The 14,835-nt window shown below is 59.7% G+C and carries 10 protein-coding genes and 1 pseudogene; 8 read left to right on the forward strand and 3 right to left on the reverse strand.

Going from position 1 to position 14,835, the window contains the following annotated elements; translation table 11 throughout:
- Window positions 1-349 precede the first annotated feature (349 nt).
- On the forward strand, window positions 350-1,669 hold the full coding sequence (locus FW796_RS23350) for a DUF6161 domain-containing protein (protein WP_446440128.1): 1,320 nt from the start codon (window positions 350-352) through the stop codon (window positions 1,667-1,669).
- Window positions 1,670-2,054: 385 nt separating this feature from the next.
- Here FW796_RS23350 and FW796_RS23355 read toward each other — a convergent pair whose 3' ends face one another.
- From FW796_RS23355 to FW796_RS23365, 3 genes are all read right to left on the reverse strand, one after another.
- Complete coding sequence (locus FW796_RS23355; RefSeq protein ID WP_446440129.1) at window positions 2,055-3,002, reverse strand: hypothetical protein; 948 nt, start codon at window positions 3,000-3,002, stop codon at window positions 2,055-2,057.
- Window positions 3,003-3,453: 451 nt separating this feature from the next.
- A complete protein-coding gene (locus tag FW796_RS23360; protein ID WP_060838987.1) occupies window positions 3,454-4,065 on the reverse strand; it encodes a cupin domain-containing protein in 612 nt (203 codons plus the stop codon).
- A gap of 73 nt (window positions 4,066-4,138) precedes the next feature.
- Window positions 4,139-6,091: an oxidoreductase gene (locus FW796_RS23365; RefSeq protein ID WP_446440130.1), complete on the reverse strand. Its 1,953-nt coding sequence runs from the start codon at window positions 6,089-6,091 to the stop codon at window positions 4,139-4,141.
- 215 nt (window positions 6,092-6,306) lie between these two features.
- On the opposite strand from FW796_RS23365, the gene FW796_RS23370 reads away from it, so the two are divergent.
- The 7 genes and pseudogenes from FW796_RS23370 to FW796_RS23400 all read left to right on the forward strand — a co-directional run bounded on the left by FW796_RS23370 (window position 6,307) and on the right by FW796_RS23400 (window position 14,468).
- Window positions 6,307-7,380 carry an ABC transporter substrate-binding protein gene (locus FW796_RS23370; protein ID WP_446440131.1) on the forward strand — a complete coding sequence of 358 codons (1,074 nt, stop codon included), beginning with the start codon at window positions 6,307-6,309 and terminating at the stop codon, window positions 7,378-7,380.
- Between the two features lie 99 nt (window positions 7,381-7,479).
- The gene (locus tag FW796_RS23375) at window positions 7,480-8,274 is read left to right on the forward strand and encodes a class II aldolase/adducin family protein (RefSeq protein ID WP_446440132.1); all 795 of its coding nucleotides are present in this window, start codon (window positions 7,480-7,482) and stop codon (window positions 8,272-8,274) included.
- A 99-nt stretch (window positions 8,275-8,373) separates the two neighbouring features.
- A complete protein-coding gene (locus FW796_RS23380; RefSeq protein WP_346632710.1) occupies window positions 8,374-9,021 on the forward strand; it encodes a TetR family transcriptional regulator C-terminal domain-containing protein in 648 nt (215 codons plus the stop codon).
- Between the two features lie 68 nt (window positions 9,022-9,089).
- The gene (locus tag FW796_RS23385; protein WP_346632711.1) at window positions 9,090-9,806 is read left to right on the forward strand and encodes a response regulator; all 717 of its coding nucleotides are present in this window, start codon (window positions 9,090-9,092) and stop codon (window positions 9,804-9,806) included.
- 1 nt (window position 9,807) lies between these two features.
- Window positions 9,808-10,605: a substrate-binding periplasmic protein gene (locus tag FW796_RS23390; protein WP_446440133.1), complete on the forward strand. Its 798-nt coding sequence runs from the start codon at window positions 9,808-9,810 to the stop codon at window positions 10,603-10,605.
- Window positions 10,602-12,856 (forward strand): annotated as a pseudogene (locus tag FW796_RS23395) (ATP-binding protein). The gene FW796_RS23390 and the pseudogene FW796_RS23395 overlap by 4 nt, the downstream one beginning before the upstream one ends.
- A gap of 208 nt (window positions 12,857-13,064) precedes the next feature.
- A complete protein-coding gene (locus FW796_RS23400) occupies window positions 13,065-14,468 on the forward strand; it encodes an amino acid permease (RefSeq protein WP_346632714.1) in 1,404 nt (467 codons plus the stop codon).
- Window positions 14,469-14,835 lie beyond the last annotated feature (367 nt).

The following is a 14,835-nucleotide window of genomic DNA, read 5'->3' on the forward strand; positions in this document are numbered from 1 at the left end:
AAAAGGTCCCATCTTACAGATCCTAGGATGGTGCCACGGGCGTCTAAATTTCCACGAGCTTTCGATGGAATCAGTTTCACTGAAAAATACTGTTTTGGGGCGTGAAGGACTGATCCTATGAGTCATTTTCAAAGAAATTACGAGCAAGAGTTACTTTCTCCGTATAGAAATGTTTCTCACGTAATAGCTATTCCGAATAGGATTGCAAACGCATGAAAAGTCGATAGGTAAAAATTATTGGCGTGCGGGTCTTGATTTTTTATTTTAATCGATGTGGTTTTTAGATTATTTAAGGTACTTTTTATTTAAATGGCTGCTTAATCTCAATCAATTAAACCAGGGAGTGGCAATGCAAGAAGATCAGGTAATTACGTTAAGGCTGAATGAAGAAAAGATTGTTTTTGAAAACAGAGCTTCGCTAGAAGAATTTTTCTATTCTCAAGAGCAAAACTGGAAGTGGCTTACAAAGCTTCCACAGGTTTACCGAGAAGTTGGGAATTCTATTTTTAAAATATTCTTTTTGGACCAGATAGGCTTTGCTCGCTCTAATTTCGAAGATGGAGTTTTAAGTAGGTTGGAGTTGGGTAGTGAAAAAATGCCATTTGTTACATACGATAGTGACGAAGGTTATTTGATCGGAAAGGTGCGAAAAGAGTATGGGGATGTAACGGCTGCGCTATCCTTGATTTATCTCAATAAATCTACAAGAAATGCTATAGTTAGAGATGAAAAAATAAAAGCGTTTGTGCTTAATTCAAATTTGTCTTTCGAAAAATCGATTGCAATACAGGTGGGCTTGTCCTTTCAAAATTTCATTCCGTTGATATCAGATGCAAGGTCGACGGCTGTAAGAGATATTTTGGAAAGATTTATTTCTCAGGCTGATATGGCTACTGAGGCTGTAAATAGTTATGTCTCTGAAATTTCTGAAAAGATGCAAGCTTCTACTGTTATGGTTGAGGATGTTGCAAGGGCTCTAACTAGGTCTTATCTTAAACGTAAGAAAAATTATATTAGTTATGCCGGGCGTGTGAGACTTGCGGCTAAAAATGCAGTTAAAGAGGCCACTGATACGTTAGCATCTGCAAAGGCTGCTTATCATGATCAAGTTGATTTAGATGCTTCAGTTCAATATTGGACTGCACGTAAGAAAAATCATGAAAAATTTAAGTTTGTTTGGTTTTTGGCTATATTGGTTAGTATGCTTGTTACATTTTTTTCGATGTTGGGCTACTACGGAATGGGTGGGGCAGTAGGCCTCTCTTACTATTTGAAAGCTTTCCGCCCTCCAGAAATGCTTATATCTCTTCCCAGCGGAATAACTCAGCCTAGTTTACTTGTGGGGCGTACGACCTCGGAGTTGTCATTAGCAGCCGCTGATTTAGCTGGAGCTATATTGCTAATCACTCTTTTGAGCGTTATTGTCCGAATTTGCCTACGTCAGTTCAATAACCACTCCCATCTAGCCTTGGAGTCAGCAGAGCGTATAACTTTTACAAAAACCTACTTGGCATTGCTAAATGAGGGTAAGTTGAAATCGGATGAAGATAGGAAGTTGATTTTGGAGAGCTTATTTAGGTCGACCCAGTCTGGAACCGTAGCCGAGATACCATTTTCAAGCCCAGTAGAGCTGATTTTAAAAACATTGGGCGAAAAGAAAGCGACGTAATACATTGAGCCTCATGTTGAATGAATTCGCCCAGTATTGTAGAGTGTCTAGCTGGTCTCTTCTGGCCCGAACTACGTAATAACCTAAACGCCGCTTTCAAATTTGTGTTGCTATATGAAATCTGTTGGTGTTTTCTTGGTCTGGAGTTGTAATGTCTGCGTAGAATACGGTTTTCTTTCTGGTTCTGACTGTCAAACATACTCATGGCAGTTTTATTGCAGTCTCGGCCGAAAGTGGTAAGGTAAAAGTAATGAGGCTGTTGTCTCGAGAATTTTTGGATGTTGTATCATGAGGTGGTTGGTTTAAGGCGCTACTACAATAATGATTAGATCTGAAATGCCCACATAAGTAAAAGCTATGTGGGTATTTTTTAGTAAGGCAATTATTAGATGGGTACGGCACGGTACTCCAACGGTAGATTGAATTTCTGCTGCAAATACTTCAGATACGCTTGGTCATCTGGTGTTAGAGGCTTGCGTCCGACAGCTACCAATTGGGTAGTCCGATTGGAGTGTAATCCACGCGAGATGTAGTAAAAACCGTACTCCAGCAGTTGCCCTAGCGCCATTCGAAGCACGGTGCGGGGTACAAGATCAGATTTAATCTCAAAAAGAATTCGTTCATTGGGCGTTTCGACAGTGATGTCTACAAAGTCTTTTTCGCAACTGATGTCCGCATTCGGGTATTCGTACTTCAGTTCGTCCAGCAATTTAGCTTGAATCAGACAGTGCTCCGGTGAGCACATTTTTCCAGCGGAGCCGCTTCGAAAAAAAGGATTTTGATTCGGTGCATCCGCTCGACCGTTACGGCCTAGTAGGTGAGCTCGATCAACAAGCGGAGCTTGGCTAGCATTTTTAATCCGATTGAATTGGTAGCGTTGAAGGCTTCGGACGTACTCGCCTTCTTCGGCATAGGTGCCAGCTGGATACCAACGCACATTCTCCTGACGGAAACGTACGTTGATCATGCCATTGACCCAATCCGGGTCGCCTAACTTAGAGACATCTCCATCCACCTTCACAATATCGTTCTGCATCTCGGCCAACCAACCGTTAGCAACAAACTGAGCTTGGATGGCTTCTGATTGTGAGTAACTGAGGCATTCAAGATCCAAAATTTTAGCGACATATCGACGTTGAGACTCCGGCTCACAGGTATAGAGTGTGACGTCGACGGCTTCGTCCATTCCGGCAACAGTTGAGCGACTGTCATTTACACCCTGCAAAAAGCCGTACTGCCAGCCATCAATTTGCCAATCAAACCGGAACAACCACTCTTCGTGGCCATAACCGAACCTTCGTGAGAAAGAGGGTGGGTTGGCAAGCTCAAGCATCCGCGCCTCGCCAGTGGGACGCCGCCATCCTTGAGAGTTGAAGCAGATCCTAGACAAGTATTCCATGGATTATGTCTCACGCTATAATTGGTGGCCATTATTAAGCCAACTTTCTCAACGATTCTACAGACGCATGTTGAAACGAGAAGGCATACAGTTTCACGAGATTTCCGATGTAGTCGATCTTTATATCGTAGGGGCCTTGCTAGTGTTTGGAGGACGAATTCTCGAATTCTTGGGTTGGCGAAGGTGCCTATGTATTTCATCACGATTGAATAGTTATTTTTGTACTTTTACTGGTCATCAGCCCTTCGTCTGACGCGGCCTTGGTTCGACATTGGTTATGATTGATCAAGGCAGACGCTTACCATTTCAGCCATTCAGTATCTGAGGCCTATTGGCCTAGTAAATAGTTTCTGATTAAAGTCAGTTGCACCGCGAGACGGGGCCCTCAAAACGTCGGCGGCGTGATCACCCACAACACCACCGCATCCTCCTCCCCAGGATTCCCATACTTATGCGGTTCCTGGCTGGAAAAGCTAAAGCTATCCCCCTCACTCAACTGGAAATACCGTTCCCCCACCCACAGCTCAAAACTCCCCGACAGCACATACCCGGCTTCCTCGCCCTCATGGCTATAACTCTCCTTGCTGTAGGTCCCCGGTGGAAACCGCGAGTGCAAAAACTCCAGCTGCCGGGTCGGTTGCGGGGTTAGCAGTTGATCGATAATCCCGTTCTCATAATTCACCTGTAGCCGCTGTTTCTTGCGCACTACATAGCCTTGATCCTCGGGCGCGGTCTGGGTTTCGCTGGCGAAGAACCATTGGATGGTCACGCCCAGGCTGCGGGCGATGTTGAACAGGGCGGGGATGGAGGGGTAGGCGAGGTTGCGTTCCAGTTGGCTGATGTAGCCGGCGGTGAGTTCGCTCTGTTGCGCCAGTTCGCTCAGGGTCAGGCCGCGGCGTTTGCGCAGGCCGCGGATACGAGTGCCAAGAAACTGTGGGCCGCCAGGGGCTTGGTTGTCGCTGCCGGGCTCGGGCGGCGTCTTGCTGCTTTGATTCATGGCGGGCTCCGGACCAGGTGAACGGGCGCATCCGGGCACCCGTCCTGCAAAAGCCCTGGAGTATAAAGCAGCCTCAAAGCGCCCAGGCGACTTTCAAGCCTTCATGGATGGCTTCTTCCACGGTGCGCGGTGCCAGGCAGTCGCCGATGCGTTGGAAGGGCACCAGGCCTTTGAGCTGCTGGCCGAGGTCGTCCACGGATTGGTGGCCTTGGCACAGGACCAGGCTGTCGACGTTTTCCAGGAGCATGGGTTCGCCGCTGGCGGTGTGTTGCAGGTAGACGGTGCTGTCGTCGCAGCCATAGAGGCGGGCGTAGGGGATGATCGGGACCGCCAGTTTGTGCAGTTCGCCGGCCAGTTGGTCGCGCACGTACAGCGGCAGGTTTTCGCCGCAGTGGGTGCCGTTGACCGCCAGTTGCACTTGGTGCCCGGCACGTACCAGGCGCTCGGCGATGCCGGGGCCGATCCAGTCGCAGCGCCAGTCGGCCACCACTACGCTGCGGCCCAGTTGCACTTCGTCCCGCAGTACTTGCCAGGCGTCCACCACTTGCAGGTCGCCGCCGCGTTCGAAGTTCGGCCAGTAGGGTTGGGCGCCAGTGGCGATGATCACGTGGTCGGGGTTTTCCCGCTCGATCAGGGCGCGGTCGACTCGGGTGTTGCGCACCACTTCCACCCCGGCCAGTTGCATTTCCCGTTGCAGGTTGGTGCTGGCGCCGCCGAATTCGCTGCGCCGGGGCAGCAGTTGCGCCAGTTGGATCTGGCCACCCAGTTGCGCGCTGGCTTCGTAGAGGGTGACTTGGTGGCCGCGTTGCGCGGCGACGGCGGCGGCTTTCATCCCGGCCGGGCCGCCGCCCACCACCAGGATGCGTTTGCCGCGAGCGCTGGGTTTGGGCTGGCCGTAGAGCAGTTCGCGGCCGGTTTCCGGGTGCTGGATGCAGGAGATCGGCAGGCCCTTGTGGAAGTGGCCGATGCACGCCTGGTTGCAGGCGATGCAAGCGCGCACGTCTTCGGCTCGGCCGCTGTCGCTCTTGTTGGGCATCTGCGGGTCGCAGATCAGCGCGCGGGTCATGCCGCACACATCGGCCTGGCCCTTGGCGATGATCGCTTCGGCTTCCTGGGGCTGGTTGATGCGTCCGGTGACGAACAGCGGGATCGACAGCTGGGCCTTGAAGGTGCCGGCTTCCCGGGCCAGATAAGCCGCTTCCACCGCCATGGGGGGGACTATGTGCACCGCGCCGCCGAGGGAGGCGGAGGTGCCGGCGACGATGTGCACGTAGTCCAGTTGCCCTTGCAGCAATTGCACGGCGGCCAGGGATTCGTCTTCGGTGAGGCCTTCGGGGTCGCGTTCGTCGGCGGAAATCCGCAGGCCGATGATGAACTCGGCATCGGTGCTGGCGCGCATGGCACCGAGGATTTCCCGGATAAAGCGCAGGCGCTGTTCCAGTTCGCCGTTGTAGCCGTCGCTGCGGCGGTTGACCCGCGGGTTGATGAACTGCGCCGGCAGGTAGCCGTGGCTGGCCACCAGTTCCACGCCGTCCAGCCCGGCCTGATGCAGGCGCCGGGCGGCGTCGGCGTAGCCCTGGATGATCTCGTCGATCATGTCCTGGTCCAGGGCCCGGGGCATGACCCGGAAGCGTTCGTTGGGCACCGCCGAAGGGGCGTAGGCCACGGCCAGCAGGCCGTCGGCGGACTCCATGATTTCCCGCCCCGGGTGGAAGATCTGCGACAGCACCACCGTGCCGTGGGCGTGGCAGGTTTGGGCCAGGCGCCGGTAGCCGTCGATGCAGGCGTCGTCGGTGGCCATCAGCACGTGGCTGGTGTAGCGCGCACTGTCGTGGACCCCGGCCACCTGCAGCACGATCAGACCGACGCCGCCTTCGGCCCGGGCGCGGTGGTAGGCAATCAGCTGTTCGTTGACCAGGTTGTCGGTGGGCATCGAGGTGTCGTGGCCGCTGGACATGATGCGGTTCTTCAGGCGTTTGCCACGGATCTGCAAGGGTGCGAACAGGTGCGGGAAGGCGCTGGTCATTGCGGTGACTCCAGGCGGGCCAAGGGCAGGGGAGCGCAGCCTTGGCGTTGTTATTGTGGGCCTATCAAAATTTACCGCCAGTAAAAAATCAACTTGTTTTTTTACTAAGGCTTGCCGTAGCTTTGGCCTGCGCCCGCTTTTGGCGCGAACCTCACAACAATAAAAAAGGGCTGTGCCGGCGCCTGCCGGTGTGGCACCGCGACGAGGATTCACAGATGAAAGCGCTCACCCGCAAGCACGGTTGTTCTTTCCTGGCCCTGAGCCTCGCCCTGGGTCTGACCCTGGGCCAGCCGCTGATTCAGAACAAGGCCCAGGCAGCCCCCGACATGGTGGTCGTGGCGTACGGCGGAGCCGGACAAAAAGCCCAGGACGTGGCGTTGTTCCAACCCTTCAGCAAGGCCGATGGCAGCAAGCTGATCCAGAGCGAATACAACGGCGAAATGGCCCGCATCAAGGTCATGGTCGACACTGGCAACGTCGATTGGGACGTGGTGCAGATCGAAGGCCCGGACCTGATGCGCGGCTGCGAGGAGGGCATGTACGAGCCCCTGGACTGGAAGGCCCTGGGCCGTGCCGAGCAACTGATTCCAGATGCCGCCCAGCCCTGCGGCTCGGCGGTGCTGGTGTGGAGCGTGGCCATTGCCTACGACCGCAACAAGTTGGCCAAGGCTCCAACCTCCTGGGCGGATTTCTGGGACGTCAAGCAGTTCCCCGGCAAGCGCGGCCTGCGCAAGCGCGCGGTGTACAACCTGGAGTTCGCCCTGATGGCGGACGGGGTCAAGGTCGAGGACGTGTACAAGGTACTGGCCACGCCGCAAGGGGTGGAGCGGGCCTTCGCCAAGCTGACCGAGCTCAAGCCGTACATCCAGTGGTGGGAAGCCGGCGCCCAACCGGGGCAGTGGCTGGCCGCCGGCGATGTGGTGATGACCTCGACCTACAGCGGCCGCATCGCCGTGGCCGCCCAGGCCGGCGCGCCGCTGGCGGTGGTCTGGCCCGGTAGCCTGTACGGCATGGACTATTGGGCGATCATCAAGGGCTCGAAACACGTGGATCAGGCCAAGCGTTTCATCGCCTTCGCCAACACTCCCGAGGTCCAGGTCAACTACGTCAAGCAGATCCCCTACGGCCCGACCAACACCCTGGCCGCGGCCAAGCTCGACCCGGCCCTGGCGCAGTGGGTGCCGACCTCGGAACAGAACCTCAAGGACGCCCTGGCGATGAACGTGGAGTTCTGGGTCGACCATGGCGAAGAGCTGGAAGAGCGCTTCAACGCCTGGGCCAGCAAGTAGCTCCAACGGGCTGGACGCCTGCGGGCGTCCGGTCCTATTGTTTGCGGGCTCTTTTTAGCGGCCCCGTTTGCCCGCCCACCTGCCTGGAGGACTCCAACAATGAACAATATCGCTCCCAGCCCCCACGCCCTGACCGAGCGCAGCAGCACCGAGCAGCGCCTGCGCGAAGAGTTGGCGGCCTGCTACCGCCTGATCGCGCACTTTCGCATGACCGACCTGATCTTCACCCATATCTCGGTGCGCTTGCCCGGGCCCGAGCATCATTTTCTGATCAACCCCTACGGCTTGATGTTCGATGAAATCACCGCCTCCAACCTGGTGAAAATCGACCTCAATGGCGAAGCCGTGGAGCCGTCGCCGTACCCGGTGAACCCGGCGGGTTTCGTGATTCACAGCGCCATTCATGGCGCCCGGGAAGATGCTCAGTGCGTGCTGCACACCCACACCAAGGCCGGTTGCGCGGTGGCGGCGCTCAAGTGTGGCTTGCTGCCGGTGAACCAGATTTCCATGGAGTTCTATGGCCGTGTGGCCTACCACGACTACGAAGGCGTGGCCCTGGACCTGGGCGAGCAGCAACGGCTGGTGGCCGACCTCGGCGACAAGAGCGTGCTGATGCTGCGCAACCATGGCTTGCTCACCGTGGGCGAGACCGTGAGTCAGGCGTTTCTGCGCATGTACTACCTGGAGAAGGCCTGCGAGATCCAGCTGGCAGCCCAGGCCGCGGGAGAGATCGTCCTGCCGCCGGACGCGGTCTGCGCCCACACCGAACGCCAGTTCAACGACCCGGGGCGGCCGCTGCAGGAAGGCGAACTCAACGACCCGGACGCCATGCAGCTGGCTTGGGTGGCGCTGTTGCGCTTGCTGCAACGCGTGGCCCCCGACTACCGCGACTGAGCGCCCATGGCGCTGAAACAGGGGCTGGATGAGGCCGGGAAGCTTGCTGTACAGTCGTTCAGTTTTCGCCGTCCGGCCAACGTCCAAGGAACCCGCCCCATGAGCCAGGAAGCGCGCTTTTCCCGTCTGGAACCCGACCTGCGCAAGGCCGAGCTGATCGAGGCAACCCTGACCTGCCTCAAGCTGCATGGCTTCCAGGGCGCGTCGATCCGCAAGATTTCTGCCGAGGCCGGGGTCTCGGTGGGGCTGATCAGCCATCACTATTCCGGCAAGGACGAGTTGGTGGCCGAGGCCTATCGCTCCATCACCGGGCGGGTCATGACCCTGCTGCGCGAAGCCATGGATCAGGCCGCTCCCGGGCCTCGGCAGCGTTTGTCGGCGTTCTTTCGCGCTTCGTTCTGCGCCGAATTGCTCGACCCGCGGCTGCTGGATGCCTGGCTGGCTTTCTGGGGCGCGGTGAAGACCGCCGAGGCGATCAATCTGGCCCATGAACATTCCTACGCCGAGTACCGCAACGAACTGGCGAGCCTGCTGGGCCAACTGGCCGGGGAGCAGGGTTGGGAACCCTTCGACGCCGATCTGGCGGCCATCAGCCTCAGCGCCTTGCTCGACGGCCTGTGGCTGGAGTCCGGGCTCAACCCGGGGACCTTCAGCCCGCAGCAGGGCGTGCAGATCTGCGAAGCCTGGGTCGAGGGCTTGCTGGCCAGCCAGGGGCGTGGTTTCAGTGCTCGGACAGAGGGCTATTGATCAGTTGTTCAGTAATGGTTAGCGTGCGCAAGGCTTGATCTCCAATAAAAATAATCAGGAAACAGGCGATGACTCCTCGGGTATTGATCGTCGACGACGATCCGCTGATTCGCGAGCTGCTTCAGGCTTATCTCTCTCAGGAAGGTTACGACGTGCATTGCGCCGCCACCGCGGAGCAGGCGGAGAGCTTTCTCGGCCAGCACACGGTTGACTTGTTGATGCTGGACATCCGCCTGCCGGGCAAGGATGGCCTGACCCTGACCCGGGAACTGCGGGTGCGTTCGGAAGTGGGGATCATCCTGATCACTGGGCGCAACGACGACATCGACCGCATCGTCGGCCTGGAGTGCGGCGCCGACGACTACGTGATCAAACCCCTCAATCCGCGGGAGCTGGTGTCCCGGGCCAAGAATCTGGTGCGTCGGGTGCGCCATGCACGCCAGCCGCAACCCCAGGTATCGAGCCCGAGCCCGGTCAAGCAGTTCGCCGACTGGGCCCTGGACACCGACCGCCGTCGGCTGATCGATGCCGGGGGCGCTGAAACCCTGCTGACCCACGGCGAGTACCAGTTGCTCAGCGTGTTCCTGCGCAACAGCGGCCACACCCTGAGCCGCGACCAGTTGATGGACCAGATCCGCAACCGCGAATGGGTGCCCAGCGACCGTTCCATCGACGTGCTGGTGGGCCGCTTGCGGCGCAAGCTGCACGACGACCCGGCCGAGCCGGAGCTGATCATCACCATCCACGGTGCCGGTTACCTGTTCACCGCCAGCGTGGCCGCCTGAATTGCTGCGCCACGCACTGGGTTTGTGCCTGAGCCTGTGCTTGATCCTGCTGGCCGGCCCGACGTTCGCTGAACCCCAGCCCGTGCTGCGCTATTGCGACTACCCGGTGTACCCGCCGATTTCTTGGAGCGACGGCCAGCAGGTGCGCGGGCTGGCACCGACCCTGGTGCGGCAGGTGCTGGGGGACCTGGGTTATCAGGTGCAGGTGGTGGTGCTGGGCAACTGGAAGCGCTGCCTGCTGGATGCCGCCGTCGGCCGGGTGGATGTGGTGCTGGCCTACAGCACCAGCCAGCGCCAGCAGGACCTGCTGTTTTCCCGGGTGCCGGTGTTGCGCGAAGAAGTCGCGCTGTTCGTCAACCGCCGCCATTTGCCGCGCATCACGCACCTGCAGGACCTGAGGGCCTATCGCGGCGGCCTGCTGTTCGGCGAGAGCTACGGCCAGGATTTCGACCGCGAGGTGGTGCAGCACGGCAACATCGAATGGGTCTCCAGCAGCCAGCAGAACTTCGGCAAGCTGATCCGCCAGCGCATCGATTTCATCCCCCATGAACGTCGCACCGGGCAGCTGTTCATCGAGCAACTGCCGGGGGCCGAAGACATAGTCGCCTTGCCCCAGGCGGTGAGCGTCGACTACCTGCGCCTGGCGGTGTCGCGCCACTCGCCCCTGGCGCCGCGCATGGCCGAGATCGACGCCCGGTTGCAGCGTCAGGTGGACAGCGGCGCGGTGCAGCGCTGGCTTGGGCAAAGCCAGGACGACTACCGCGCCATGCTCAAGGCGCAACGGGAGACAGCGCCATGATCCCGCTGCGTTCCGGCGGCCTGTTGCGCCGCCTGCTGCTGTTTATTTTGCTGTTCAGCCTGTGCTTCACCGTGCTCGCCAGCAGCGTGCAGCTGTACTTCGAATACCGCCGGGAAATGCGCGAGATCGACAGCCGCATGGAGCTGATCCGCGCCGGTTACCTGGGCAGCCTGGAACGCAACCTGTGGGACCTCAACCAGGAACAGCTGACCGTGCAGTTGCAGGGGTTGGTGGACTTTTCCGATGTGGCCCGGGTGCATTTGATCAGCAGCGATTTCGACTTGCAGCAGGGCAGCGCCGAGTTGATCGGGCCGTTGCGGGTCGAGCGTTTTCCCTTGAGCTATCAACCGCCATCCGGACCCTTGCGCCAGTTGGGCGAGTTGCAGGTCAGCACCGACCTGGGGGCGGTGTATCGGCGCCTGTACGCCACCGGGCTGGCCAGCCTGTTGTGGATGAGCGTGTTTCTCTGCGGGCTGGCGGTGGCCTTGTCCGGGCTGTTCTACCGGCTGGTGACCCGGCACCTGCAAGTGATGGCCGATTTCGCCCGGCGCGTGGCCGCCGGCGAGCTGCGCGAGCCCCTGCACCTGGACAAGCGCCAGCGCCCCGGCGGCGATGAAATCGACACCGTGGCCCGGGCCCTGGACGACATGCGCCGGGCGGTGCTCGATGATGTGCAGCGCCGCGAAGCCGACCGTTTGGCCTTGCAGGACAAGCGCGACGAACTGCAGAAAATGGTCCAGCGGCGCACCGCCAGCCTGATGCACGCCAAGGACGAGGCCGAAGCCGCCAACCTCGCCAAGTCGCGCTTTCTGGCGACCATGAGCCATGAACTGCGCACCCCGTTGAACGGCATCCTCGGCATGGCCGAACTGCTGCGTCAGGCGCCCCTGGACCAGCAGGATCGTCAGCGTTTGCAGGCCTTGCATCAAGCCGGGGAGGGCTTGCTGAGCATCCTCAACGAAGTGCTGTCCTTTGCCCGGTTGGAGGAGGGCGAAAGCCGCCCGGAAGTGCGGGACTTCTCCCTGCGTCAGTTGCTGGAAGAAGTCACCACCTTGTTGCAGCCCCGGGCCGAGGCCAACCGCACCCGCCTGGAATTGCACATCGACGAACAACTGGCGCCGCGTCAGCAGGGCGCCGAGCAGTACCTGCGCCAGGTACTGAGCAACCTGCTGGCCAACGCCATTCGTTTTACCGAAGACGGCTGGGTGCGAGTCGAAGTGCAGGTGCTGCACAGCGCCGCCGAGGGCCAGCGCTTGCGCTGCTGCGTGCGCGACAACGGCATCGGCATTGCTGCGTCGATGCGCGAGAAGATCTTCGAGCGTTTCGTCCAGGCCAGTGACGAGGTGACCCGGCGCTATGGCGGCACCGGCCTGGGATTGGCGATCTGCAAGCACCTGCTGCAGCAATTGGACGGGCGCATCGGCGTCGACAGCGAGTTGGGGCAGGGCAGCTGTTTCTGGTTCGAGCTGCTGCTGGGGGGGGTCAAGAGCCGTTGCCGTCGCCACAGCTTCAGGTGCCGGCGCAGGCTTTGAAGATCCTGGTGGTCGAAGACGTGGCCCTGAACCGCGAAGTGGCCAGCGGCCTGCTGCAGCGTGACGGCCATCAAGTGTGGCTGGCGGAAGACGGCGAAACGGCCTTGGCCCTGTGTCAGCAGCAAGCCTTCGACCTGTTGCTGCTGGATGTGCACTTGCCGGGCATCAGCGGGGTCGAGCTGTGTCGGGACATCCGCCACCGCCCCGGGCCCAATCGGCAGGTGCGGATCTTTGCCCTGACCGCCAGCGTCCAGCCGTCTGTGGTGCGCGGTTATCTGCAGGCCGGGATGCAGGGCATTCTCGGCAAGCCGTTGCAACTGGAGAGCCTGCGTCAGGTGTTGGCCGGGGAAGCGCAGGTGCCGCTGGCCGACACTCAGCAAGGCTTGCTCGACCAGGGCTTGCTCGACACCCACCGCAGCCTGCTGGGCGAGCAGAAGTTGCAGGGCCTGCTCCAGGTGCTGGCCGACGCTCTGGATCAGCAACAGCCACTGTTGGCCGACGCCCTGGCCGCCGAAGACTGCACCGAAGTCCTGCACCTGGCCCATCGCCTGGCGGGCAGCGCCGATTCCCTGGGGTTCTGCGCACTGGCCCGGGAACTGCGAGAGTTGGAGGAGGCGGCGCAGCGGGCGGATCGCCCGGCGCTGGCCGCCCTGGCGGCGAGCCTGCCGTGGTCCTGGCAACAGTCCCGGGCCTTGCTGCAGCGCCTGTTGGCGGCCTGACGTACAAAATCCTTACGACTTTTTACATCTTCGATCCTGGCGTTCAATCCGAACTTACATGGCTTTCCAATAATCGCTTGAGCCGCGCCCGCCGCGGTCTTCGAAGCTTATTGGAGATAATAATAATGAAACGCCTGCAAGCTGCTTCCGCCTTCCGCCACACCCCTTCGCTCCGCGCCCCGCGCCTTACCTACTGCTGAGGTGCGCCATGACAACCACCACTGAACGTAAAGGCATCCACCTGACCCGCTCCTTGAAGAGCCGGCACATTTTCATGCTGTCCCTGGGCGGGGTGATCGGCACCGGGCTGTTCATGGGCTCCGGGGTCACCATCAACCAGGGCGGCCCCTGGGGGGCGATCCTGTCTTATCTGGTGGCCGGCTTCCTGATGTACCTGGTGATGGTCTGCCTCGGCGAGCTGTCGGTGCAGATGCCGGTGTCCGGTTCGTTCCAGGCCCACGCCACCCAATACATCGGCCCGGCCACCGGCTTCATGATTGGCTGGGTCTACTGGATGAGCTGGGCCACCACCGTGGGCCTGGAGTTCACCGCGGCCGGCATGCTCATGCAGCGCTGGTTCCCCGGGGTGCCGATCTGGTACTGGTCGGCGCTGTTCGTGGCCTTGCTGTTTGGCATCAACGCCCTGGCCACCCGGGCTTTTGGCGAGGCCGAGTACTGGTTCGCCGGGATCAAGGTGCTGGCGATCCTGAGCTTTATCGTGGTGGGTGCGCTGGTGATCTTCGGCGTCATCGACCTGCCCAGCGGCGCCCCGGCGCCGATGTTCGACAACCTCAAGGGCGACTCCCTGTTCCCCAACGGCCTGCCGGCGGTGTTCGCGGTGATGATGACTGTGGTCTATGCCTTCCAGGGCTGCGAGATCATGGGCGTGGCCGCCGGTGAAACCGACCAGCCGGAAAAAAGCATCCCGCGTGCCGTGCGCAACGTGGTGTTTCGCGTGCTGATCTTCTACGTCCTGGCAGTGATGGTGCTGGCGGCGATCATTCCCTGGCAGCAAGCCGGTCTGGTGGAAAGCCCCTTCGTCCAGGTGTTCGACATGGTGGGAATTCCCTACGCCGCCGACCTGATGAACTTCGTGATCCTCACGGCGATCCTCTCGGTGGGCAACTCCGGGCTGTATGCCTCCACGCGCATCCTCTGGGCCATGTCCAAATCCGGCATGGCGCCCAAGGCCCTGTCGCCCCTGAGCAAACAGGGCGTGCCCCTGCGGGCTTTGGCCATCACCCTGTGCTTTGCCCTGATCTCGCTGATGACCAGCTTCATTGCCGCCGACACCCTGTTCATGGTGCTGATGGCTGTGAGCGGCATGGCCGGCACCGTGACCTGGATCGTGATTGCCCTGGCCCAGTACCGCTTCCGCCGCCAGTTCCTGCGCGAGGGTGGACAGCTGCACCAGCTCAAATACCGTGCCCCTTGGTTCCCCCTGGTACCGCTGCTGTGCATCGTGCTGTGCAGCTCGTTGTTTGTGTTCCTGGCCCTGGACGAAACCCAGCGGCCGTCGCTGTACTGGGGCTCGGGCTTTATCGCCCTGTGCTATGGCGCCTACTACCTGATGCAGCGCAAACGCCAACTGCAACCTGCAGCTGCCGTGTAGGAGCCGGCTTGCCGGCGAAGGGGCCCGCAAGACATGCAGCGCCTGGGCGGACGCCTTCGCTGGCAAGCCAGCTCCTACAGCAGTCAGATACACCGTGCAGCTCCCCGTAGGAGCCGGCTTGCCGGCGAAGAGGCCCGTGAGACATGCAGCGCCTGGGCGGACGCCTTCGCTGGCCTTTGCGGTCATGGCCTCTGGCGGTTTCGCTTTTAGGGCGAGGCTGAAGGTGTACATATCCGTTGCTGCGGTAACGGCCACTTAGGGTTTCGCCCTTACGGCGACTCACTTTTTTCAAACGCCAAAAAAGTAAGCAAAAACGCTTGCCCCTCCATGGGCCCCTCGCTGGGGCTCGGGGTGCCCTCCCTCCGGC

It is taken from the genome of Pseudomonas sp. 910_21 (genome assembly GCF_052850735.1).